Here is a 22,658-nt window from a genome sequence, read left to right on the forward strand (position 1 = left end):
GGCATTCGGGTCAGAAAGAAGAAGGGCGCCCTTTCGGAGCGCCCTTTTTCCGTCGTCGCTGCCGGGTGGCTCAGGCGAGCATCCCGATCGGGTTCTCGAGGTGGTTCACGATGGCCTCCAGAAGCTGGGCGCCCAGGGCTCCGTCGATGACCCGGTGATCGACCGACAGCGTCATGGACATGACGTTGCGCACGACCACCTCGCCGTTCTCGACCACGGGCGTCTGGATGCCCGCGCCGACCGCCAGGATCGCGCCGTGGGGCGGGTTGATCACGGCGTCGAAGTTCTCGATCCCGAACATGCCGAGGTTCGAGATCGCGAAGCTGCCGCCCTGGTATTCGTGGGGCGCGAGCTTCTTGGTCTTGGCGCGGTTGGCGAGGTCCTTCATCTCGCTCGACAGCGCAGACAGGGTCTTCTTGTCGGCGTCCTTCAGGACCGGCGTGAACAGCCCGCCTTCCACCGCGACGGCCACCGCCACATCCGAGGGCTTGAGCTTGATGATCCGGTCGCCCGCCCAGACGGCATTCGCATCCGGCACCTGCTGCAAGGCCAGCGCGCAGGCCTTGATGATGAAGTCGTTGACCGACAGCTTCACGCCGCGCGCGCCGAGCTGGCTGTTCAGCGTGCCCCGGAACTCCATCAGCGCATCCAGCTTGGCCGACCGGCGCAGGTAGAAATGCGGGATGGTCTGCTTGGCCTCGGACAGGCGCGCGGCGATGGTGCGGCGCATCCCGTCCAGCGCGACCTCCTCGGTTTCGCGGCCTTCCAGCATCTTGCGGACGGTCTCGTAGCCCATGCCCTGCGGCGCGGCGGCAGCGGGCTTGGGGGCCGCGGCCGCCGGTTGGGCAGGGGCCTGGGCCTGCGCGGCCTCGGCGGCGGCAGGCTGGGCCGCAGGCTTTGCCGCGCCGGGCCGGGCATTCTCGACATCGGCCTTGACGATCCGGCCCCTGGGCCCGCTGCCGGTGAGACCCGACAGGTCGATCCCCCGCTCGGCCGCGATGCGGCGGGCCAGCGGCGAGGCGAAGACGCGCTCGCCCTTGTCCCCGGACGGGGCCGCGCCGGATGCGGCGGCCGCGCCGCCGTCCCCCGCGACCGGCGCGCCGATGGGGCCGCCATAGCCCTTCTCGGCGGCGGCCCTTTCCTCGGCAGCCGGCGATGCGCTGCCCGCGCCGCCAGCCGGGGCAACCGAGGGTCTGGATGCGCCCGCCGCGTCATCCACGCTTTCGCCTTCCTCGACCAGCACGGCGATGGGCGTGTTGACCTTCACCCCCTGCGTGCCCTCGGACACCATGATCCTGCCGATCACGCCTTCGTCCACGGCCTCGAACTCCATCGTGGCCTTGTCGGTCTCGATCTCGGCCAGGATGTCGCCGGATTTCACCGTGTCGCCTTCCTTGACCAGCCACTTGGCCAGCGTCCCTTCCTCCATCGTCGGGGACAGGGCGGGCATCAGGATTTCGGTTGCCAAGTTCAGGTTCCTCCCTGAGGGGGCGGGCAGCGGCCGTCGATCCCCGAAATTTCTATGTCGTGGACGTGCCCATCGCGAAGCACGAAACTCACCTGTCCGGACGCTGTCCGCCCGGCAACAAGCGCCTCATCACCCTTGCGGAACTGCAACTGGCCCGAGCGTGCCAGCATGGCTTCGGCGAGATCCGCATCCTCGCCGACCCATGATGCGGACAGGATGTCGCGAAGGTTGTCACGCTCATCCGCCTGCTGTTCCAGTTCGTCACATCGGTAAGCATAGCTGACGCCGGCGTCCAGCGCCCGGAAGGTCGTGGCGGTGGCGTAAGTCGCGCCACCCCCCACAAGCACTCCTGCCGCGAAATACGCCACTTTCCGCATCCTACCGATATGTGACCTTGCGGACCGCCTCGACCACCTCGTCCGCCGTGATCAGCGCCAGGCGTTCCAGGTTCGCCGCATAGGGCATGGGCACGTCCTTGCCGGTGCAGTTGATCACCGGGGCGTCCAGCCAGTCGAAGGCATTCTCCATGATCCAGGCCGACAGGTGGTTGCCGATCGAACCCACGGGGAAGCCTTCCTCGACCGTGACCACGCGGTTGGTCTTCTGGACCGAGCGCAGGATCGCGGGATAGTCGATGGGGCGCAGGGTGCGCAGGTCCAGCACCTCGGCGTCGATGCCGTCGTTCGACAGCTTCTCGGCCGCTTCCAGCGCATGGGCCATGCCGATGCCGAAGCTGATGATGGTGACGTCCTTCCCCTTGCGGGCGACGCGGGCCTTGCCGAAGGGAATGGTGAAGTCGTCCATCTGCGGCACGTCGAAGCTGCGGCCGTAGAGGATCTCGTTTTCAAGGAAGATCACCGGGTTCGGGTCCCGGATCGCGGTTTTCAGCAGGCCCTTGGCGTCCGCCGCCGAATAGGGCTGCACGACCTTGAGGCCGGGGATCGCCGCATACCAGGCGGCGAAGTCCTGGCTGTGCTGGGCCGCCACGCGGGCGGCGGCGCCGTTCGGGCCGCGGAAGACGATGGGGCAGCCCATCTGGCCCCCGGACATGTAGAGCGTCTTGGCCGCCGAGTTGATGATGTGGTCGATCGCCTGCATGGCGAAGTTGAAGGTCATGAACTCGACGATGGGACGCAGGCCGCCGAAGGCTGCGCCCACGCCGATGCCGGCAAAGCCCATTTCCGAGATCGGCGTGTCCACCACCCGGCGCGGGCCGAAGCGGTCCAGCAGCCCCTGGCTGATCTTGTAGGCGCCCTGGTATTCACCGACCTCCTCGCCCATCAGGAAGACGGCCTCGTCGCGCTCCATCTCCTCGGCCATGGCCTCGCGCAGCGCTTCGCGGACGGTCATCTGCTTGACGGTCGTGCCCTCGGGCCAGTCGGGGGATTCGTCGGGTTCGGGCGTGTTCACCTGCTCGACGGCAGATTTCGCCGCGGCGGGGGCGCGGTCGGGCGCCTCGCCGGTCTCGTCGCGGCTGGCCTCGCCGCGGCCGGGCTGGGCCAGCGGCTCGGCGGCATGGGGGACGGTGGTGCCGCTGTCGCCGGTGCCGGCATCGGCGGATTCGCCCTCGGCCACCAGCACGGCGATGGGGGTGTTGACCTTGACCCCCTGCGTGCCTTCGGACACCAGCAGGCGGCCCACGGTGCCCTCATCGACCGCCTCGAACTCCATCGTGGCCTTGTCGGTCTCGATCTCGGCCAGGATGTCGCCGGATTTCACCGTGTCGCCTTCCTTGACCAGCCACTTGGCCAGCGTCCCTTCCTCCATCGTCGGGGACAGGGCGGGCATCAGGATTTCGGTTGCCATGTGTCAGCCCTCACACGTTCAGGTCTTCGGCCGCCGTCTGCGGCACGTCGTCGGCATAGATGTCGGTCCACAGCTCATCCAGCGGCGGCTCGGGGCTTTCGCGCGAGAAGTCGGCCGAGTCGTTGACGATGTCCTTGATCTCCTTGTCGATGGACTTGAGATCGTCTTCCGAGGCGTGGCCGCCCTGAAGCAGAAGCTGGCGGACATGCTCGATGGCGTCGCGCTCGTCGCGCATCTTCTGCACCTCCTCGCGGGTGCGGTATTTCGCCGGGTCCGACATCGAGTGGCCGCGGTAGCGGTAGGTCATCATTTCCAGGATGTAGGGGCCGTTCCCCGCGCGGCAGTGCGCGACCGCCTTTTCGCCCGCGGCCTTGACGGCCAGCACGTCCATGCCGTCCACCTGCTCGCCCGGAATGCCGAAGGCCTCGCCCCGGCCATAAAGCGTGGTGGACCGGGTGGACCGCTTCATGCTGGTCCCCATGGCATACTGGTTGTTCTCGATCACGAAGATGACCGGCAGGGCCCAGAGCTCGGCCATGTTGTAGGTCTCGTAGACCTGACCCTGGTTCGAGGCGCCGTCGCCGAAATAGGTGAAGGTGACGTTGTCGTTGCCTTTGTACTTGTCGGCAAAGGCGAGGCCCGCCCCCAGCGGCACCTGCGCGCCGACGATGCCGTGGCCGCCGTAGAAGTGCTTTTCGCGGCTGAACATGTGCATCGAGCCGCCCTTGCCCTTGGAATAGCCGCCGATGCGCCCGGTCAGTTCCGCCATCACGCCACGCGCCTCCATCCCGCAGGCCAGCATGTGGCCGTGGTCGCGGTACGAGGTGATGCGCTTGTCGCCTTCCTTGGTCGTGGCCTCCAGCCCGACGACAACGGCTTCCTGGCCGATGTACAGGTGGCAGAAGCCGCCGATCAGGCCCATGCCGTAAAGCTGGCCGGCCTTTTCCTCGAACCGGCGGATCAGCAGCATGTCGCGGTAATATTTCAGCAGTTCGTCGCGCGAGACATTCGCGGACGCGGCTGGCGCGGCAGTCTCGGTCGGCTTTCTGGCCATCTGCATCCTCCGGCGCAGGTAGTTCAACGTTGAACTAAAACTACGGCGGGGTGCGGGACGCGCGCAAGCCGATTTCTGACGCGGCGTCAGCGGACGATCAGTTCGTCCGCGCGCACCAGCCCCAGGACGTCGCGCGCGCGTTCGTCCAGCAGCTCGAGGTCCAGATACTGATCCGACAGGCGGCGGGTCAGGTTCCGCATCCGCTCGACTTCCGCCTGCAGGTTGTCGCGCTCGGCCACCAGTTCGGCGGTCTCGGCCTCAAGCTGCACCCGCCGCAGGATGCCCGACGGACCCTGCACAGCGGCAAAGGCGAAGTAGAGCGACAGCAGCAGCGCCGCGAAGAAATAGATCAGCGCGCCGATCGGCAGGGTCCTGGTCACGGTCATGGCCTCATGTCTTTCGGGCATCATGGCACGCCGCCACGTCAAGCGGAACGGGAGGCGATGCAGCGCCGTTCTGCCTGCGAGTGTGGCGGGCGTTTCCCTTGCGCGCCCTCGCGTCTATGATTCCGTCAGCCGCAGCCCAGAGGAGCCGGATGTCCATGCGCAATGTTCAGGTCGTGCTGGGGGTGCTGTTCGGCGTCGCGGTGTTCCTGTTCCTCGACTATGCGCTGCCCTCGCGCGAGACGGTGCGGATCACCAACACCTACAACAAGCTGACGGACCTCGGCTGGAACCGCATCTTCTACGCCGCGCCCGATACCGGCACGGTCGAGAACCAGCAGGGACTGCGGGACATCCGCTTCATCGACACGGTGAAGCCCAACGGCAAGCCGCTGGTCTACCGCAACGAGGACACGGGCCTGATCTGGCCGCCCTATTTCAAGTACGACAGCTCGAACCTCCATGCGGTCGCGGGCGACCTGCGGTCCACATCGGAAAGCCCGCGCTGGGTCAGCATCACCTCCTATGGCTGGCGCAACGACCTGCTGACGATCTTCCCCAACGCGATCTCGATCACCCCGGTCGCGGGACCGGGCGAGCGGCCGACGAACTGGCCGGCGCTGGTGATCCTGGTCATCCTGGGCATCCTGCTGGCGCTGTTCTGGCGGGCCTGGAACCGCTTCCGCGAGGCCCGGATCTCGCCCGCCGTGACGCGGGCCGAGCGTCGGCTGGAGCGGATGGACGCCCGCGCCGACCGCGCGCGCGAGCGGCTGGGGTCCGAGGCACGCGAGGCGCGGGGTCGTTTCCGCGGCTGGGTGCAAAGCTGGCGGCCGCCCCGGCGCTGATTCCGCACCAAGGCCGTCACGGGTATTTGGGTCAGGAAGAAGCCGCTGGTCCTCAGCCGGGAGGGGCCTTGGGACCGATCGGCCGGGCCGGGTTGCCCGCCACCGTGGCGCCTGCCGCCACGTCGCGCGTCACGACCGCGCCCGCGCCGACGATCGCGCCCGCGCCGATGGTGACGCCGGGCAGGATCAGGGCGCCCGCGCCGATCCAGACGTCGTCGCCGATGGCGACGGGGCGCCCGGATTCCTCGCCCGCCGCGCGGCGGTGGGCTTCCCGCGGATGGTCGGCGGTCAGGACCTGCACCATCGGGCCGACCTGGACACGGGCGCCAAGGCGGATCTCGGCCACGTCCAGGAAGACGCAGCCGTAGTTCAGGAAGCAGCCGGGACCGAAATGGATGTGGACGCCATAGTCCACGTGGAAGGGCGGGCGGATCACCGCGCCGTTCCATGTGCCCAGCAGGTCCGACAGCAGACTGCGGTCCTCGCCGTCGATGGTCGCGTTGTAGGCCCGCATGAGCGCCTGCGCGCGGCGGCGCAGGGCGGTCAGTTCCGCGTCCTCGGGGTCATAGGGCAGGCCGGCCAGCATCGCCCGGCGGGCAGGCCCCATCAGATGAAGCCGAGTTCCAGCCGTGCTTCGTCCGACATCATCTCCATCCCCCAGGGGGGCTGGAAGACCATGTCCACGTCCACCTGCCGCACGCCGGGAAGGGCGTTGACGGCGTCCGCGACCCAGCCCGGCATCTCGCCTGCCACGGGGCAGCCGGGCGCGGTCAGGGTCATCAGGATGCGGACGGCGTTCGTGTCGTCGATGGTGATCGTGTAGACGAGGCCGAGGTCAAAGATGTTGACCGGGATTTCCGGGTCATAAACCGTGCGGCAGGCCTCGACCACGCTGTCATACAGCGGATGGTCGGTGGTCGAGGGCGCGATCAGCGGCTCGCCCTCGGTCGGCTGGGTCTGCGGCTGATACATGGGTCGGCCTCCGTCTCGGGTTCGTGTCCGCATATAGGGGCTGGCGGCCCGGGACGAAAGACCATGGGGAAAAGTCAGAAACGCAGGCTGAAGCGGTGAACGAGGCCCAGCCGCAGGGCGGGCTGGTCCTTGTCCTCGACAAAGGGCGCGTCGGCGGCGTCGCCCGTAAGGCGGGAATATTCGACCTCGCCCACCAGGGCCAGCGCGGGGGTCAGGGCGTAGCGCGCCTCGAGGCTGGCGCCGACCGCGTAGAAGCCCCCATCGGGCGAATAGGCCTCGTAGCCGCTGCGCGCCGATTCGTCCCCGGACACGCCGAAGAAGGTGCGGGTGAAGTGCTCGTCGCCGAACTTGCCCTCGATCCCCGGCCAGAGGGTCAGGCGTTCGTTCGGGGCGATGCGGTAGGTCGCGCCCACCGCGCCCACCAGCCCGTCATGGCCGCCGAAACCCTTGCGCACGACCAGGTAGCCGCTGGCCGGACCCCGGGTATAGCGGAAGCGGACGCCGGCCTCGATCGTGCGGTCGATGTCGTCGAGGCCCGTCAGCACGTCGGAATCGCCCGGATCCCGCCCGCCGCGCCAGTTCACCGTCGGCACGATTCGCAGCCCGTCGGACGAGCCGTCGCGCGTCGCGGGTTGCCCCGGCGCAGTCACGTCGAGGTTGCGGAAGATGATCCAGGGCGAGGCCTCCATGTCGCCCGAGCCGGGCCAATCGGGCTCGATCTCGGCGCCAAGCCCGATGTCGGCGGCAACGCCCCAGCCCTCCTGCGCCTGGGCGGACAGGGGCATGGCAAGGGCGGCGAGAAGCAGGGGCAGGCTGGCGCGCATGGGAATGTCTCCGGGGTTCAGGGCAAGCATTGGACGGCAAGCAATTCCGCGCAAGGGCGATCAGCCGCGCTCGGCAGCCTCCAGCCGTTCGAGCGCCTCGAGCCACAGGGCCTCGGCACGGGGCAGGGCCTCGGCGGCCTCGGCGTGCTTGCGGCCCCATTTCTCGGCCTCGGACGGGTCGTCGTAAAGCGCGGGGTCGGCCATTCTCTCGCTGATCTTCGCCATCATGGCGGTCAGCTTCTCGACCCGTTCCTCGCCGCGCCGGACGTCGGCGCGCAACTCCAGGATCTCGTCGCGGCTGGCCTTCTTCGGCGCGGGCTTCGGGGCGTCCTTCGGGCGCTCGGGCTCATCGGCCGTCAGCAGCGACTTGCGGTAGGTTTCCAGGTCATGCGGATAGGGCGAGACGGCACCCTCGGCCACCAGCCACAGCCGGTCGGCCACCAGTTCCAGCAGGTGCATGTCGTGGCTGACCAGCACCACGGCGCCGGTGTAATCGTTCAGCGCCTCGGTCAGCGCCTCGCGCGATTCGATGTCGAGGTGGTTCGTCGGCTCGTCCAGCACCAGCAGATGCGGCGCATCGATGGTGGCCAGCAGCAGCGACAGACGCGCCTTCTGGCCGCCGGACAGCGCGCGGACCTTCGTTTCGGCCTGCGCCTCCATCAGGCCGAAGCCGGCAAGGCGCGCGCGCAGGCGGGCGGGCGGCTCGTCGGGCCGCAGGCGGCGGACGTGGTCCAGAGGGGTTTCGTCCAGGTGCAGTTCGTCCACCTGATGCTGGGCGAAGTAGCCCACGCGCAGCCTGGACGAGCGCGCCACCTTTCCGTCCATCGCGGGCAGGCGGTCGGCCAGCAGCTTGGACAGCGTGGACTTGCCCTGGCCGTTGCGGCCCAGAAGCGCGATCCGGTCGTCCTGGTCGATCCGCAGGTTCAGGCGCCGCAGCACCGCGCGGTCCCCGTAGCCGACCGAGACATTGTCCAGCGCAAGGATCGGCGGCGACAACTGGTCGGGCTGGGGGAAGGTGCAGCGGTGGAACTTCGCCTCCTCGGGCGCGGTGATCGGCTCCATCTTCGCCAGCGCCTTCAGGCGCGACTGCGCCTGCGCCGCCTTGGTCGCCTTGGCGCGGAAGCGGTCCACGAAGCTTTGCAGGTGGGCGCGGCGGGCTTCCTGCTTCTTGGCCTCGGCCGCCTGAAGCGCCCGGCGCTCGGCGCGGATGCGGGCGAAGCTGTCGTAGCCGCCCGAGTAGAGGTTCAGCTTGCGGTCCTCGAGATGCAGGATCGAGCCGACCGCGCGATTCAGCAGCCCCCGGTCGTGGCTGATGACGATGACCGTGTGGGGATAGCGGGAAAGATAGCCCTCCAGCCACAGCGCGCCTTCGAGGTCGAGGTAGTTTGTGGGTTCGTCCAGCAGCAGCAGGTCGGGCTGGGCGAACAGGACGCCCGCCAGCGCCATCCGCATCCGCCAGCCGCCCGAGAAATCGCCCGTGGGGCGCGCCTGGTCCTGCGTCGAGAAGCCCAGGCCCTGCAGGATCGAGGCCGCGCGGCCTTCCGCCGACCAGGCGTCGATGTCGGCCAGTCGCGTCTGGATGTCCGCGATGCGGTGGGGATCGGTGGCGGTCTCGGCCTCGGCCATGAGCGCGTGGCGTTCCGTGTCGGCGGCCAGCACCGTGTCCAGCACGGACAGGTCGGTCGCGGGCGATTCCTGCGCCACGCCCCCGATGCGGGCGCGCGAGGGCAGGCTGATCGTGCCCCCGTCCAGCGTGAGTTCGCCCCGGATCAGCCGGAACAGCGTCGTCTTGCCGGCGCCGTTCGGGCCGACAAGGCCCACCTTGTGCCCCGTCGGGATCACCGCCGAGGCGTGGTCGAACAGCGGCCGTCCCGCGATGGAATAGGAGATGTCGTCGATGCGCAGCATGGGCGGGGCTTGCAGCAGCCGCGCGGTTTCGTCAACGCGGCTGATCGGCCCCGGGCGAATATCCTTGTTGGAAGGCCCGGTTTCGCCTATATGGGCCAGGCAACGTTTTTCTATCCGCTCTCTGTCTCCGTCTACCGGCTTCAGTATGCTGCTATGACTGACTGCGCCGGGCCATCGCATTTCGCGGATGGCGACATGACAGGAGATCTCACGATGGCCAACGGCACCGTGAAATGGTTCAACACCACCAAAGGCTTCGGCTTCATCCAGCCGGAAGGCGGCAACCGCGACGTGTTCCTGCACATCTCGGCGCTTGAGCGCGCCGGGCTGCAGGCCCCCGCCGACGGTCAGAAGGTCACCTTCGACCTGGAAAAAGGCCGCGACGGCCGCGAATCCGCAGTGAACGTCCGCTTCGCCTGATCGGGCCCGAGCGACGCAAGCAAAGGGGGCGGGCCTGCGGGTCCGCCCTTTTTCATCGGCGCGGCGGGTTTTCTTTGCGCATGGGCCATGATAGCCGCCCGGCCGATCAGACAACCCCGGACCCCGAGGACATCATGGCCACCGAACGCACGCTTTCCATCATCAAGCCCGACGCCACCCGCCGCAACCTGACCGGCAAGATCAACGCCAAGTTCGAGGACGCGGGCCTGCGCATCGTCGCGCAGAAGCGCATCAAGCTGTCGCCCGAGCAGGCCGGCAAGTTCTACGAAGTCCACAAGGACCGCCCCTTCTATGGCGAGCTGGTCGAGTTCATGGCCTCGGAACCGGTCGTCGTGCAGGTGCTGGAAGGCGAGAACGCCATCGCCAAGAACCGCGAAGTGATGGGCGCGACCAACCCGGCCAATGCCGACGCGGGCACCATCCGCAAGGAATTCGCCCTGTCGGTGGGCGAGAACTCGGTCCACGGCTCGGACGCGCCGGAAACCGCTAAGGAAGAGATCGCCTTCTTCTTCTCGGGCCTCGAACTGGTCGGCTGATCGTCCTGCCCGTTGCCCGATGCGAAGGCCGCCCCCGGGGCGGCCTTTTCCGTTCCGGGCCTAGCCCCGGGTCGCGGTCAGATCGACGGTGACAAGGACCGGGAAGGACACGGTGCTTTCATCCGCATAGGTGGCCCCCACCCCGAAATCGCGCCGGTCCAGCGTCAGGGTTCCCCTGGCGGTCGCCTGGTCGCCCGCGATCGTCAGGTCGAAGGGCAGGGTCGCGGGCCGGGTCTGGCCCGCGACGGTCAGCGTGCCGGTGGCCTGGTGCGCCGCACCCCCGTCCGGCGCGCGGCCGATGGTCCCCTCGAAGCGGGCGGTCGGGAAGGCCGGGGCGTTCAGGAAGTCGGGCCCCGTCGCCATGCCGCTGACCGCGCCCAGTGTCAGCGAGGCGATGTTGACCTCGGCCGCGACCTCGCCGGTGCCGGTCGCCTCGTCATAGGTGATGGTGGCGGTCCATGTGCCGAACTGCCCTTCGACCGGAACGCCCGCCTGCGTGACCGACAGGCCCAGCGTGCCCGACAGCACCGTCCAGGCCGAGCCGGGCCGGGCCGCCGCTGCCGCGGGCGCAGAGGTCTGCACGGGGGCTTCCTGCGGGGCCGCGTCCTGCGGGCGCTCGGTCGTGGCGGCCCAGACGGCCAGCCCGCCCCACAGCGCCAGCGCCAGCAGCGGCGGAACCCAGGGGTTGGCGCGCGGCCCCTGCGGCGGCTCGGGCACCCGCGCGGCATTTCCCGCCATGCGCGCCAGCGTCGCGTCGCGGTCGATGATCGTGTGCTTCAGCGCGCCCGCGACATGCAGCCCGATCAGCGCGGCCAGCAGCCACCAGCCGTTGACGTGGAAGGCCGTGAAGCGCTCGGACAGTCCGGCATCCTGCGGCACGCCGGGCAGGCGCTGGCCGAAGGGCCAGAGGATATTGGCGAAGCCCCCGCCCGGCGCGGACGTATGCAGCAGCCAGCCCGCCAGCGGCATCAGCACCATGCCGCCGTAAAGCGCCCAGTGGACGGTCGAGGCGACAAGGTTTTCCAGCCTGCGTTCGGGATGCAGCGGCCTCGGGTGGCCCTGGACCAGCACCCAGAGGATGCGCGCCAGCGCCAGGAACAGCACCGTGATGCCCACCGTCTTGTGGATGGAAAAGGCCTGCACCATCCGGGGCAGCGCCTCGGCGCCGCCCGCGCGGAAGCTTTCGGCGTAAAGGCCCAGCGCGATGGCCGACAGGATCAGGGCGGCAATGGTCCAGTGCAGGAAGCGGTGGACGCTGCCATAGGCGCGGGAGGTGTTGGCGGCGGGCATCGCTCTCTCCTGCCGTTGCGGGATCGCTGTCCTCGGGCTATCCCATCGCAAAGCATGGAGGAAGCTCAAGATGCGCGCATTCGTCTTTCCCGGCCAGGGGGCCCAGACCATCGGCATGGGGCGCGCGCTGGCCGACGCCTATCCGGCCGCGCGCGCCGTATTCGAGGAAGTGGACGAGGCGCTGGGCGAGAAGCTGTCCGCGGTGATCTGGGACGGCGACATCGAGACGCTGACGCTGACCCGCAACGCCCAGCCCGCCCTGATGGCGACCTCGGTCGCCGCGATGCGTGCGCTGGAGGCGGAAGGCTTCGCCGTGACGGACGCCGCCTTCGTCGCGGGGCATTCGCTGGGGGAATATTCGGCGCTTTGCGCGGCGGGTGCGATCAGCCTGTCGGACACGGCGCGGCTTTTGTGCATCCGCGGCACCGCCATGCAGGAAGCGGTGCCCGTGGGCGTGGGCGCGATGGCCGCGATCCTCGGGCTGGACTTCGCGACAGTGGACGAGATCGCCCGCGAGGCGGCCGGGGACGAGGTCTGCCAGGCCGCCAACGACAACGACCCGGCGCAGGTGGTGATCTCGGGCCACAAGGCGGCGGTGGAACGGGCGGCGGCGCTTGCCAAGGAACGCGGCGCCAAGCGGGCGCTGATGCTGCCGGTCTCCGCCCCCTTCCATTGCGCGCTGATGCAGCCCGCCGCGACGGTGATGGCCGACGCGCTGGCGGGCGTCGATATCCACGAGCCTGCCGTGCCCCTGATCGCCAATGTCCGCGCCGAGCCCGTGACCATGCCCGGCGCGATCCGGCAGTTCCTGGTCGAGCAGGTCACGGGGTCGGTCCGCTGGCGCGAGTCCGTGCAGTTCATGGCCGACCAGGGCGTGACCGAGTTCTGGGAGATCGGCGCCGGCAAGGCCCTGTCGGGCATGATCAAGCGCATCGCGCCCGGCGTCGAGACGAAGGCGGTCGGCACCCCCGAGGATGTCGCGGCGCTGCGTGGCTGAGGCCGGACCGGGGCGCTGCCCCGGCCCTGATATTTCCAAGACAGAAGATGAGGCATCGATGTTCGACCTGACCGGAAAGAACGCTCTGATCACCGGCGCTTCGGGCGGCATCGGTGGGGCCGTGGCGGCCGCGCTGCACGCGGCGGGCGCAAGTGTGACCCTGTCGGGCACGCGCGAGGCGCCCTTGCGGGAACTCGCCGCGTCCTTGGGCGAACGGGCGCATGTGGTGACGGCGAACCTGGGCGATCCGGCCGAGGTCGAGGCGCTGCCGAAGAAGGCAGCCGAGGCAATGGGGTCCGTGGATATCCTCGTCAACAATGCGGGCATCACGCGGGACAACCTGTTCATGCGGATGTCGGACGAGGAATGGGCACAGGTGCTGGACGTCAATCTGACCTCGTCCTTCCGGCTGGCGCGCGGGGTGCTGCGCGGCATGATGAAGGCGCGCTGGGGGCGGATTGTCAGCATCACCTCGGTCGTGGGGACCACGGGCAACCCGGGGCAGGGGAACTATGCCGCCGCAAAGGCCGGGCTGGTGGGGATGTCGAAAAGCCTCGCCTCCGAAGTCGCCTCACGCGGGATCACGGTCAACTGCGTCGCGCCCGGCTTCATCGAGACGGCGATGACCGACAAGCTGAACGACGACCAGAAGGCGCGCATCCTGACCCAGATTCCCGCCGGGCGCATGGGCAGGGCAGACGAGATCGCGGCCGCCGTGCTGTATCTGGCCAGCCCCGAGGCAGGTTACGTCACCGGGGCCACGCTGCATGTCAACGGCGGCATGGCGATGGTCTGAGGGGCCGCGAAAGCGGTTGCGGATCACAATGGCGTTGCTATATGCCGGGGCCAAGGCCGCAGGGACCCGCCCGCGGCTTGTTGCCGGGTGCGTCCCGGTCGCATCCCGGGCGGAGTGCCCGTAACTGAGGAACGAGACATGAGCGATATCGCTGATCGCGTGAAAAAGATCGTCGTCGAGCATCTGGGCGTCGAAGAGGACAAGGTCACCGAGACCGCCTCGTTCATCGACGATCTGGGCGCGGATTCGCTGGACACCGTCGAGCTGGTCATGGCCTTCGAGGAAGAGTTCGGCATCGAGATCCCCGATGACGCCGCCGAAACGATCCAGACCTTCGGCGACGCGGTCAAGTTCATCGGCCAGGCGACCGCCGCCTGATCGCTGCCCGCATCGGCATCCTGTGAACGGCGTCCCCGCGGGGGCGCCGTTTCCTTTTCGGCGCTGCGGCGGATTGGCGCGGCGTCGGAACCCGGGTTCCTGCGGTTCGTTGAAGGGCAAATCGACGACATCAGGAGAAGGTCATGCCCGTGAACCTGCAGGGACTGGAAGACAATGCCCGCAAGACCGCGATCTCGGAGCTGCAGGCCTGCATGAGCGACGGGCTGTCGCTGTCGCTGGCGCTGAAGCAGGCGCACTGGAACCTAAAGGGCCCGAACTTCATCGCCGTGCATGAACTGCTGGACGGGGTGAAGACGCGGCTCGATCCCAACATCGACGACATGGCCGAGCGCATCCAGCAGCTTGACGGCACGGCGGTCGGCACGGTCGAGGAGGTCGCCCGCGCGACCCGGCTTGCGCCCTATCCGACGGACCTGACCTCGGCCGAGGACCACCTGCGCGAGGTCGCGGACCGGCTGCGCGCTTACGGCGAGCGGGTGCGGGCGGCCATCGACAGCGTGGACGAGGCGGGCGACGCCGACAGCGCGGACCTCCTGACCGCCGCATCGCGCCAGGCCGACAAGGACCTGTGGTTCATCGAGGCGCACCGCGGCTGACCAGGCTGGCCCATCCGGGTTTTCCATTGAAGAAGGGCGGGCCCGAGGACCCGCCCTTCCTGCATCCGAAGGCGAGGCTCAGCTCGGGATCTGCGCGGAAATCCCTTCCACGAAGAAGTTCATCGAGGACAGTTCTTCGTCGGTGGCCTTCTGTCCCTCGGCCAGCCAGGCGCTGCCGTCCTGCTTGTTCAGCGGGCCGGTGAAGGGGTGATAGGCGCCCGATCCGATCTGGTCGCGCAGGGCCTCGGCCTCGGCCTTGACCTCGGCGGGCACGGCCTCGGTGATCTCGCCGATCTGGACCTCGCCATCGCCGATCCCCAGCCAGACGCCGTGGGATTTCCAGGTGCCGTCCAGTACCTCGCCCACGCGCTTGACGTAGTAGGGGGCCCAGTTGTCGATGATCGAACTGACGCGCGGGGTCGGCTTGAAGGCCGCCATGTCGGACGCCTGCCCGAAGCCGATGCCGCCCTTTTCCTGCAGCTTGGCCAGCGGCGCGGTGGAGTCGGTGTGCTGCAGGATCACGTCCACGCCCTCGGCCAGCAGGGCGGAGGCCGCGTCCGCCTCTTTCGCGGGGTCGAACCAGGTATAGGCCCAGACGACGCGCATCTCGACGTCGGGGTTCACCTTGCGGGCGTGCAGGAAGGACGAGTTGATGCCCTGGATCACTTCGGGGATCGGGAAGGACCCGATGTAGCCGATCTTGTTCGACTTGGTCATGCGGCCGGCGATGGTGCCCATGACGGCGCGGCCCTCGTAGAAGCGGGCGTCATAGGTGGCCACGTTGTCGGCGCGCTTGTAGCCGGTGGCGTGCTCGAACTTCACGTCGGGGAACTTGGCGGCGGTGTTGATGACCGCGTCCATGAAGCCGAAGCTGGTCGCGAAGATCAGCTTGCAGCCCGACAGCGCAAGCTGGGTCAGGGCGCGCTCGGCGTCGGCGCCCTCGGGAACGCTTTCGATGAAGGTCGTCTCGATCCGGTCACCGTATTCGGCCTCGATCGCCTGCCGGCCCAGGTCGTGCTGGTAGGACCAGCCGCCGTCGCCGACCGGGCCCACGTAGATGAAGCCGACCTTCAGCTTCTCGCCCTCGGGGATCGGGGTCTGCGCGGCGGCCGGCAGGGCGGGCAGCAGGGCCACCAGCGCCGCTGCTGCGGCCGAGGCCAGAAGGGTTCTGCGGTTCATGGACATCTCCTCTGTCGGATCTTGTTATCGCAGCGCGTGGAAGGGCCGGCCCAGGGAACCCGGGGCCGTTCCGCCGCCGCCTGCGTATTTGTGGCGCGCCGATATGATCACCAGGACGATGATCGTGGCAAGATAGGGGGCCATGCTGAGCAGCTGCACCGGCACCGCCACGCCCGCTGCCTGAAGGCGAAGCTGCAGAACGGTCACGCCGCCGAAAAGCCAGGCACCGGCGAGAACGCCCCAGGGACTCCACCCCGCGAAGACGACGATGGCCAGCGCGATCCAGCCCGCGCCGGCGGTCATGCCCTCGGTCCACTGCAGGACGGTCGCGATGGACACGTAAGCCCCGCCGATCCCGGCCAGCGCGCCGCCGATGGCGATGGCGGCCATGCGGACGCCGCGCACCTTGTAGCCAAGCGCATGGGCGGCCTCGTGGTTCTCGCCCACGCCGCGCAGGATCAGGCCGGGGCGGGTGCGGTTCAGCACAAGCCAGATGACGGGAACGAGGATCAGCCCGAGCCAGATCACCCAGTTGATCCCCAGGGGCCCGCCCGGCATCGAGGGCGCCTTGACCCCCTCATAGGGCTTGCCGAACATCGCCGTCAGGCCCAGCCCGAACATGGTCAGCGCAAGACCCGTGGCGACCTGGTTGGTCAGCAGGTATTGCGTCAGGACCGCGAAGATCAGCGACAGCGCCGCGCCGGCCAGCGCCCCCGCGACAAAGCCCACCATGGGCGACCCGGTCGCGTGCGCGGCGGCAAAGCCCGCCAGCGCGCCGGTGATCATCATCCCCTCGACGCCCAGGTTCAGCACGCCCGAGCGTTCGGCGACAGCCTCGCCCAGGGCCGCGAACAGGATCGGGGTCGCCGCCGAGAGAAGCAGCAGCAAGGTCGTCCATTCCATCATCGCGCGGTCCCCCAGCGCAGGCGGTATCGGGTCAGCGTGTCGAAGGCCAACAGGAAGAACAGCAGCATCCCCTGGAAGACCTGCACGGTCGCGGCGGGCAGGGACAGCATCAGCTGCGCCAGTTCCCCGCCGATGTAGGTCAGCGCCATCAGCAGCCCGGCAAGCAGGATGCCCACGGGATGCAGGCGGCCGAGAAAGGCCACGATGATCGCCGTGAAGCCGTAGCCCGAGCCGAAGCTGTCGGTGATCTGCCCGCCGGGACCCGCCACCTCGAACAGCCCGGCCATGCCCGCCAGCGCGCCCGACAGGCCGAGGCAGAAGGCCACCAGCGTTTCGGGACGCACCCCGGCGAAGCGCGCGGCACGGGGCGCAAGGCCGGCGACGCGGATGCGGAAGCCGCGGATGTGGCGGCTCATCAGGAACCAGGTCGCGAAGACCGCCACGACCGCCGCGACCACGCCCCAGTGGATGCCGGTCCCGGCGATCAGTTCCGGGTTCGAGGCCGCCGGATATTGCTGAAGGTTGCGCGAGCCCGGCATCCCGAAGCCCTCGGGGTTCCGCATGGGCCCGAAGGCCATCCATGCGGCGACCCGCTGGGCCACATAGACCAGCATCAGCGAAACGAGGATTTCGGACGCGCCCGTCCGGTTGCGCAGGATCGCGGGGATCATCCCCCAGGCCCAGCCCCCGGCCGCGCCGGCCAGCACCATCGCCGGGAAGATCCAGAAGCCCTCGGACGGATAGGCGGCCAGCGCCACCGCCGCGCCGCAGATGCCGCCGATGATGTATTGCCCCTCGGCCCCGATGTTCCAGATGCCCGCCCGGAAGCCGATGGCCAGCCCGGAGGCGATCAGGATCAGCGGCCCCGCCTTGACCAGCAGTTGCGGGCGCGAATAGCCCGCCGCGGGGCCGAACAGCGGGTCCCAGAAGATCGTGCGGATCGAGGCGACGGGATCAAAGCCCATCAGCGCGAAAAGCAGCCCGCCCGCGAGCATCGTGGCGACAACCGCCATGACCGGAGAAACGACGCCCAGCCACCAGGGCGCGCGGGTCCGGGGTTCAAGCCGCAACATGGGCGACCTCCATCCCGTGCGCGCCGCCCAGCATCAGCCCGACCTGTTCCAGCGTCAGCCCCTCGGTCGGGACGGGCGCCGACAGCACGCCGTTGTTCAGCGCGGCGAAGCGGTCGGAAAGTTCGAGAAGCTCGTCGAGGTCCTGGCTGATGACGACCACGGCCGCCCCCCGGCCCGCGAGGTCCAAGAGCGCCTGCCGGATCGCGGCGGCCGCGCCCGCATCGACGCCCCAGGTCGGCTGGTTCACGACAAGCGCGCGGGGTTCCTGCAGGATTTCCCGGCCGATCACGTATTTCTGCAGGTTGCCGCCCGACAGCGCCCCCGCCGCCGTTCCGGGGCCGGGGGTGCGGACGTCGAAGGCGGCGATGATCTTCTCGGCAAAGCTGCGGGCGGCGCGGTGGTCGATGACCCCGTGCTTCTGCAGGCCCTGCCGGGTCGCGCCGGTCAGGATGGCGTTCTCGGTCAGGCTCATGTCGGGGACGGCGGCATGGCCCAGCCGGTCCTCGGGTGCCGCCAGCAGGCCGGCGCGGCGCCGTGCCTCGGGACCTTCCGCCGACAGGTCGCGCCCGTCCAGCGCCACGGTGCCGGGCCTGCCGGTCGTTTCGCCCGAAAGCGCGGCGATCAGCTCCTCCTGCCCGTTGCCGGCGACGCCGCCGATGCCCAGGATCTCGCCCGCGCGGACCTGGAAGCCCACGTCCTTGAGCGCCGTGCCCTCAAGCCCCGCGGCCGAGGTCAGCCCGGCGGCGGTCAGCACGACCTCGCCCGCCTGGCGGCCGGAACGGTCCACCAGCCGCATCTCGGCCCCGACCATCATGGCGGCGAGTTCGCGGGCGGAATGCTGGGCCGGGTTCACGGTGCCCACGACGCGGCCCTGCCGCAGGATCGTGGCGCAATCGCAATGGCTGCGGATCTCGTCCAGCTTGTGGCTGATGTACAGGATCGCGGTGCCCTGCGCGGCCAGCTGGCGCAGGGTCGCAAACAGGATCTCGGCCTCCTGCGGGGTCAGGACGCTGGTGGGCTCGTCCATGATCAGCAGGCGCGGATTGCCCAGAAGGCAGCGGACGATCTCGACCCGCTGGCGCTCGCCCGCCGAAAGGCTGGCGACCCGGCGGGCGGGGTTCAGCGGCAGGCCATAGGCCGCGCTGACCTCGGTGATCCGGCGCGACAGGTCCGCGCGCGGGGGCGGCGCGTCCATCCCCAGCGCGATGTTCTCGGCCACCGTCAGCGCGTCGAACAGGCTGAAATGCTGGAACACCATGCCGACGCCCGAGGCGCGCGCGGCCCGCGGGTCCGCCGGCGCATGGGGCTGGCCGCCCAGGCTCATCCGCCCTTGATCCGGGCGCACGAGGCCATAGATCATCTTGACCAGGGTGGACTTGCCGGCGCCGTTCTCGCCCAGCAGCGCATGGATCTCACCCGGCGCGACGGAAAAGGACACATTGTCGTTGGCGCGCACGCCCGGATAGGATTTCGCCAGGCCTTCGGCCCGGAACAATTCGCTGGTCGTCACGCCATCCCCGTTGTCTTTTTCGTACGTTAGCCGGTTTCGGCGTTCACACAATCATGCTTCCGGCGGCTGATTATAGCGGCCCCGGTTGAGACTGTCTTCGCGAACCCGACGGCAATCCTGCCGCCCATATGCCGCGCGGGAAGCTGCGGCGCCACCTTCTGCACGGCCCGTTCCGGTGCTAGCAAAGGCCCATGACCGATCTGCCCAAGTTCATCCACCTGCGCTGTCATTCCGAGCATTCGCTGCTTGAGGGCGCGATCCCCGTCAAGAAGCTGCCGGGCCTTGCCGCCAGGCACGGGATGCCTGCCGTCGCGCTGACCGACACCAACGCGCTGTTCGCCGCGCTGGAGTTCTCGGTGAAGGCCATGGACGAGGGCGTCCAGCCCATCGTCGGCTGCCAGATGACGCTGGACGCGGGCCCGATGTGCGGGCCGGTCGTGCTGCTGGCGCAGAGCCAGCAGGGGTGGATGAACCTGATGGCGCTGTCCACCTGCCTGTATGTGACGCCCCCGCGCGAGTTTCCTCATGTGACCATGGCCGAGCTTGGCAAGCACGCCGAGGGGCTGATCTGCCTGACCGGTGGCGCCTGCGGGCCGCTGGGGCTGATGGTGGCGGCGGGCAAGATGGCGGATGCCGAATCGCACCTGCGCGATCTGACCGCCATGTTCGGCGACCGGCTGTATGTGGAACTGCAGCGCCACATGCAGGACAACGGCCAGCTGATGCAGGCGGAACTGGCCAGCGAGGGCGGGATGATCGACCTCGCCTATGCGCTGAACCTGCCGCTGGTGGCGACGAACGACGTGTATTTCCCGAAACCCGAGATGTTCGGCGCCCATGACGCGCTGATCTGCATCCGGGAACGCGCGATGGTGGACCAGTCCGCGCCCCGCCGCCGCCTGACCGCGAACCACGACTTCAAGTCGGAAAAGGACATGCTGGTCCTGTTCGCCGACCTGCCCGAGGCGACCGCCAACACGGTGGAGATCGCGCAGCGCTGCGCCTTTGCCGTTTCCAAGCACAAGCCGATCCTGCCGCGCTTTGCCGATGACGAGGTCGAGGAACTGCGCCGGCAGGCGCGCGAGGGGCTTGCCGCCCGCCTTTCCGTGATCCCCCATGCCGTCAGCGTCGAGGACTACAACGCCCGGCTCGACTTCGAGTTGGGGATCATCGAGCAGATGGGCTTCCCCGGCTACTTCCTGATCGTGGCCGACTTCATCAAGTGGGCCAAGGGGCAGGGCATCCCGGTCGGGCCGGGCCGGGGCTCGGGCGCGGGCAGCCTCGTGGCCTATGCGCTGACGATCACCGACCTCGACCCCCTGCGCTATTCGCTGCTGTTCGAGCGCTTCCTGAACCCCGAGCGCGTCTCGATGCCGGACTTCGACATCGACTTCTGCATGGACCGGCGCGAGGAGGTCATCGACTACGTCTGCGGGAAATACGGGCGCGAGAAGGTGGGCCAGATCATCACCTTCGGCGCGCTTCTGTCCAAGGCCGCCGTGCATGACGTGGGCCGCGTGCTGGGCATGGGCTTCACCCAGCGCGACAAGCTGTCGAAGATGATCCCGGTGGAAGGCGTGAAGCCCGTCTCGATCACCAAGGCGCTGGCGGACGAGCCGCGCCTGCGCGAAGCGGCAGCGGCCGAGGAAAACGTCAAGCGGATGCTCGACTATGCCGCGCAGGTCGAGGGGCTTTACCGCAACGCCTCGACCCACGCGGCGGGCGTGGTGATCGGGGACCGGCCGCTGGACCAGCTGGTGCCGCTGTACCGCGATCCGGCCTCCGACATGCCGGCCACGCAATACAACATGAAGTGGGTGGAACAGGCCGGGCTGGTGAAGTTCGACTTTCTCGGCCTGAAGACGCTGACGGTGATCCAGAACGCCGTGGACCTGATCCGCGCGGGCGGGCGGCACCTGCATATCGCCGCCGACGGACGCCAGCTCTACGACCCGCCCGCGGGCGCGGTGGACGAGATCAACCTGATCCCGCTGGACGACCCCGCCACCTACCAGCTTTTCGCCAGCGCGCGCACCGTCGCGGTGTTCCAGGTCGAAAGCTCGGGCATGATGGATGCGCTGCGGCGGATGCGGCCGACCTGCATCGAGGACATCGTGGCCCTTGTGGCGCTTTACCGTCCGGGGCCGATGGAGAACATCCCGGTCTATTGCGACGTCAAGAACGGCGTCCGTCCGCTGGAGTCGATCCACCCGACCATCGACCACATCCTGGCCGAGACGCAGGGCATCATCGTCTACCAGGAACAGGTGATGCAGATTGCGCAGGTCATGGCGGGCTACAGCCTTGGCGGCGCCGACCTTCTGCGCCGCGCCATGGGCAAGAAGATCGCCGAGGAGATGGCGAAGGAACGCCCCAAGTTCGTCGAGGGCTGCAAGGCCCAAGGCGTGGACGAGAAGAAGGCCGGCGAGGTCTTCGACCTGCTGGAAAAGTTCGCCAACTACGGCTTCAACAAGTCCCACGCGGCCGCCTATGCGGTGGTTAGCTACCAGACCGCCTGGCTGAAGGCGAACCACCCGGTCGAGTTCATGGCCGCCGTCATGAACTGCGACATCCACCTGACCGACAAGCTGGCGATCTACCGGCGCGAGGTGGACCGCATGGGAATCGAGGTCATCCCGCCCTCGGTCAACCGCAGCCAGCCGCGCTTCAGCGTGGACAATGGCCGCATCGTCTATGCGCTGGGCGCGCTGAAGAACGTGGGCGTCGAGGCGATGAGAACGCTTGTGACCGCCCGTGGCGACAGGCCCTTCCGCGACCTGACCGACTTCGCCCGCCGCGTCCCCATGCGCCAGATCGGCAAGCGCGCGCTGGAAATGCTGGCCCGGGCCGGGGCCTTCGACGAGCTGGACAACAACCGCGCGAGGGTGCTGAAATCGCTCGACGCGCTTGTGGCATGGTCCACCGCCGTGCAGGAGGCCGCGCAGTCCAGCCAGTCCTCGCTGTTCGGGGCGGGCGAGGACCTGCCGCCGCCGCGTCCCGCCTTGGCGTCCGTCTGGATGCCCGCCGAGAAGCTGGCCGAGGAACGCACGGCCATCGGCTTCTACCTGTCGGGCCATCCGCTGGACGATTATGTCCCCGCGCTGAAGCGCAAGGGCGCGATGACGCTGGACCAGGTGCAGGCCGCCTGCGCCGACGGACCGATGGTCGCGCAGATCGCGGGCACCGTGGCCGCCCGGGCCGAGAAGAAATCCGCCAAGGGCACGCGCTATGCCTTTGTGACGCTGTCCGACCCGACCGGGCTTTACGAGGCCACGGTCTTTTCCGATGTGCTGGACGCCCATCGTGCGCTGCTGGAACCCGGCATGAACGTCCTGCTGACCGTCAACGCCGAGCCGTCCGGCGACCAGGTCAAGATGCTCGCCCGGTCCGCCCAGTCGCTTGAGGACGCGGTGGCGGACGCGGGCTCGGGCCTGCTGGCGGTCGAGGTGGCCGACCCCCGGACGGCCGTCGCGGTGCTGGACCGCCTGCGCGAGACCAGTGCCGAGATGTCCGTGTCGGCCAAGGGCCGCGGCCCCCTGCTGATGCGGGTGCGCGAGGGCAACACCGTTTACGACGTCGAGGTCGCGCCGGACGTGCCCGTCACTCCGCGGATGCGGCAGGCCCTGCGCGCGGTCGAGGGCGTGATCGACGTGACCGAGGAATAGGGCCGGTTGC

At 68.8% G+C, this 22,658-nt stretch carries 22 protein-coding genes; 8 read left to right on the top strand and 14 right to left on the bottom strand.

Annotated elements, in window-relative coordinates; genetic code table 11:
• Nucleotides 1–70: 70 nt before the first annotated feature.
• From CK240_RS09975 to CK240_RS09995, 5 genes are all read right to left on the bottom strand, one after another.
• Nucleotides 71–1,468, bottom strand: coding sequence for a pyruvate dehydrogenase complex dihydrolipoamide acetyltransferase (locus CK240_RS09975; RefSeq protein ID WP_095640195.1), 1,398 nt, complete (start codon nt 1,466–1,468; stop codon nt 71–73).
• 2 nt (nt 1,469–1,470) lie between these two features.
• Nucleotides 1,471–1,836 (bottom strand): hypothetical protein, encoded by a 366-nt coding sequence (locus CK240_RS09980; RefSeq protein ID WP_135058818.1) that lies wholly within the window; start codon nt 1,834–1,836, stop codon nt 1,471–1,473.
• 10 nt (nt 1,837–1,846) lie between these two features.
• Entirely contained in the window at nt 1,847–3,274 is a 1,428-nt protein-coding gene (locus CK240_RS09985) for a pyruvate dehydrogenase complex E1 component subunit beta (protein WP_095640197.1), read from the bottom strand.
• A gap of 10 nt (nt 3,275–3,284) precedes the next feature.
• Nucleotides 3,285–4,328 (bottom strand): pyruvate dehydrogenase (acetyl-transferring) E1 component subunit alpha, encoded by a 1,044-nt coding sequence (gene pdhA / locus CK240_RS09990; protein ID WP_095640198.1) that lies wholly within the window; start codon nt 4,326–4,328, stop codon nt 3,285–3,287.
• Between the two features lie 86 nt (nt 4,329–4,414).
• Nucleotides 4,415–4,714, bottom strand: a complete 300-nt coding sequence (locus CK240_RS09995) for an FtsB family cell division protein (protein ID WP_205957807.1) — start codon at nt 4,712–4,714, stop codon at nt 4,415–4,417.
• A gap of 149 nt (nt 4,715–4,863) precedes the next feature.
• Here CK240_RS09995 and CK240_RS10000 point away from each other — a divergent pair, with 149 nt between their 5' ends.
• Nucleotides 4,864–5,556, top strand: a complete 693-nt coding sequence (locus CK240_RS10000) for a DUF1523 family protein (protein WP_240517367.1) — start codon at nt 4,864–4,866, stop codon at nt 5,554–5,556.
• Between the two features lie 52 nt (nt 5,557–5,608).
• Here the strand turns inward: CK240_RS10000 and CK240_RS10005 are convergent, their stop codons facing one another.
• The 4 genes from CK240_RS10005 to CK240_RS10020 all read right to left on the bottom strand — a co-directional run bounded on the left by CK240_RS10005 (nt 5,609) and on the right by CK240_RS10020 (nt 9,260).
• Nucleotides 5,609–6,163, bottom strand: coding sequence for a sugar O-acetyltransferase (locus tag CK240_RS10005; RefSeq protein WP_240517368.1), 555 nt, complete (start codon nt 6,161–6,163; stop codon nt 5,609–5,611).
• A complete protein-coding gene (locus tag CK240_RS10010) occupies nt 6,163–6,528 on the bottom strand; it encodes an SUF system Fe-S cluster assembly protein (protein ID WP_095640199.1) in 366 nt (121 codons plus the stop codon). The genes CK240_RS10005 and CK240_RS10010 overlap by 1 nt, the downstream gene beginning before the upstream one ends.
• A gap of 74 nt (nt 6,529–6,602) precedes the next feature.
• Nucleotides 6,603–7,352, bottom strand: coding sequence for a MipA/OmpV family protein (locus tag CK240_RS10015; protein WP_205957808.1), 750 nt, complete (start codon nt 7,350–7,352; stop codon nt 6,603–6,605).
• Nucleotides 7,353–7,412: 60 nt separating this feature from the next.
• Entirely contained in the window at nt 7,413–9,260 is a 1,848-nt protein-coding gene (locus tag CK240_RS10020) for an ABC-F family ATP-binding cassette domain-containing protein (RefSeq protein WP_095640201.1), read from the bottom strand.
• A 213-nt stretch (nt 9,261–9,473) separates the two neighbouring features.
• On the opposite strand from CK240_RS10020, the gene CK240_RS10025 reads away from it, so the two are divergent.
• Nucleotides 9,474–9,680: a cold-shock protein gene (locus tag CK240_RS10025; RefSeq protein WP_095640202.1), complete on the top strand. Its 207-nt coding sequence runs from the start codon at nt 9,474–9,476 to the stop codon at nt 9,678–9,680.
• A gap of 134 nt (nt 9,681–9,814) precedes the next feature.
• Nucleotides 9,815–10,237 (top strand): nucleoside-diphosphate kinase, encoded by a 423-nt coding sequence (ndk, locus tag CK240_RS10030; protein ID WP_095640203.1) that lies wholly within the window; start codon nt 9,815–9,817, stop codon nt 10,235–10,237.
• Between the two features lie 60 nt (nt 10,238–10,297).
• Here the strand turns inward: ndk and CK240_RS10035 are convergent, their stop codons facing one another.
• Nucleotides 10,298–11,527: a cytochrome b/b6 domain-containing protein gene (locus tag CK240_RS10035; protein ID WP_095640204.1), complete on the bottom strand. Its 1,230-nt coding sequence runs from the start codon at nt 11,525–11,527 to the stop codon at nt 10,298–10,300.
• A 70-nt stretch (nt 11,528–11,597) separates the two neighbouring features.
• Between CK240_RS10035 and fabD the strand changes: the two genes are divergently transcribed.
• From fabD to dps, 4 genes are all read left to right on the top strand, one after another.
• Nucleotides 11,598–12,524, top strand: coding sequence for an ACP S-malonyltransferase (gene fabD / locus CK240_RS10040; RefSeq protein WP_095640205.1), 927 nt, complete (start codon nt 11,598–11,600; stop codon nt 12,522–12,524).
• Nucleotides 12,525–12,582: 58 nt separating this feature from the next.
• The gene (gene fabG, locus CK240_RS10045; RefSeq protein ID WP_095640206.1) at nt 12,583–13,320 is read left to right on the top strand and encodes a 3-oxoacyl-[acyl-carrier-protein] reductase; all 738 of its coding nucleotides are present in this window, start codon (nt 12,583–12,585) and stop codon (nt 13,318–13,320) included.
• Between the two features lie 138 nt (nt 13,321–13,458).
• On the top strand, nt 13,459–13,698 hold the full coding sequence (locus tag CK240_RS10050) for an acyl carrier protein (RefSeq protein WP_095640207.1): 240 nt from the start codon (nt 13,459–13,461) through the stop codon (nt 13,696–13,698).
• 143 nt (nt 13,699–13,841) lie between these two features.
• The gene (gene dps, locus CK240_RS10055) at nt 13,842–14,315 is read left to right on the top strand and encodes a DNA starvation/stationary phase protection protein Dps (protein WP_095640208.1); all 474 of its coding nucleotides are present in this window, start codon (nt 13,842–13,844) and stop codon (nt 14,313–14,315) included.
• A gap of 78 nt (nt 14,316–14,393) precedes the next feature.
• On the opposite strand, the gene CK240_RS10060 is transcribed toward dps, so the two are convergent.
• From CK240_RS10060 to CK240_RS10075, 4 genes are read right to left on the bottom strand one after another with little or no spacing between them, the layout of a single operon-like run.
• Entirely contained in the window at nt 14,394–15,494 is a 1,101-nt protein-coding gene (locus tag CK240_RS10060) for a BMP family ABC transporter substrate-binding protein (RefSeq protein ID WP_095640209.1), read from the bottom strand.
• Between the two features lie 24 nt (nt 15,495–15,518).
• Nucleotides 15,519–16,397, bottom strand: a complete 879-nt coding sequence (locus tag CK240_RS10065; RefSeq protein WP_420818620.1) for an ABC transporter permease — start codon at nt 16,395–16,397, stop codon at nt 15,519–15,521.
• Nucleotides 16,397–17,473 (bottom strand): ABC transporter permease, encoded by a 1,077-nt coding sequence (locus CK240_RS10070; RefSeq protein WP_095640211.1) that lies wholly within the window; start codon nt 17,471–17,473, stop codon nt 16,397–16,399. Before CK240_RS10070 ends, CK240_RS10065 begins: the two co-directional genes overlap by 1 nt.
• Entirely contained in the window at nt 17,460–18,983 is a 1,524-nt protein-coding gene (locus CK240_RS10075) for an ABC transporter ATP-binding protein (RefSeq protein ID WP_240517369.1), read from the bottom strand. The genes CK240_RS10070 and CK240_RS10075 overlap by 14 nt, the downstream gene beginning before the upstream one ends.
• A gap of 191 nt (nt 18,984–19,174) precedes the next feature.
• Here CK240_RS10075 and dnaE point away from each other — a divergent pair, with 191 nt between their 5' ends.
• Nucleotides 19,175–22,648, top strand: a complete 3,474-nt coding sequence (gene dnaE, locus CK240_RS10080; protein WP_095640212.1) for a DNA polymerase III subunit alpha — start codon at nt 19,175–19,177, stop codon at nt 22,646–22,648.
• Nucleotides 22,649–22,658 lie beyond the last annotated feature (10 nt).

This window comes from Paracoccus salipaludis (assembly GCF_002287065.1).
Lineage (GTDB): Bacteria > Pseudomonadota > Alphaproteobacteria > Rhodobacterales > Rhodobacteraceae > Paracoccus > Paracoccus salipaludis.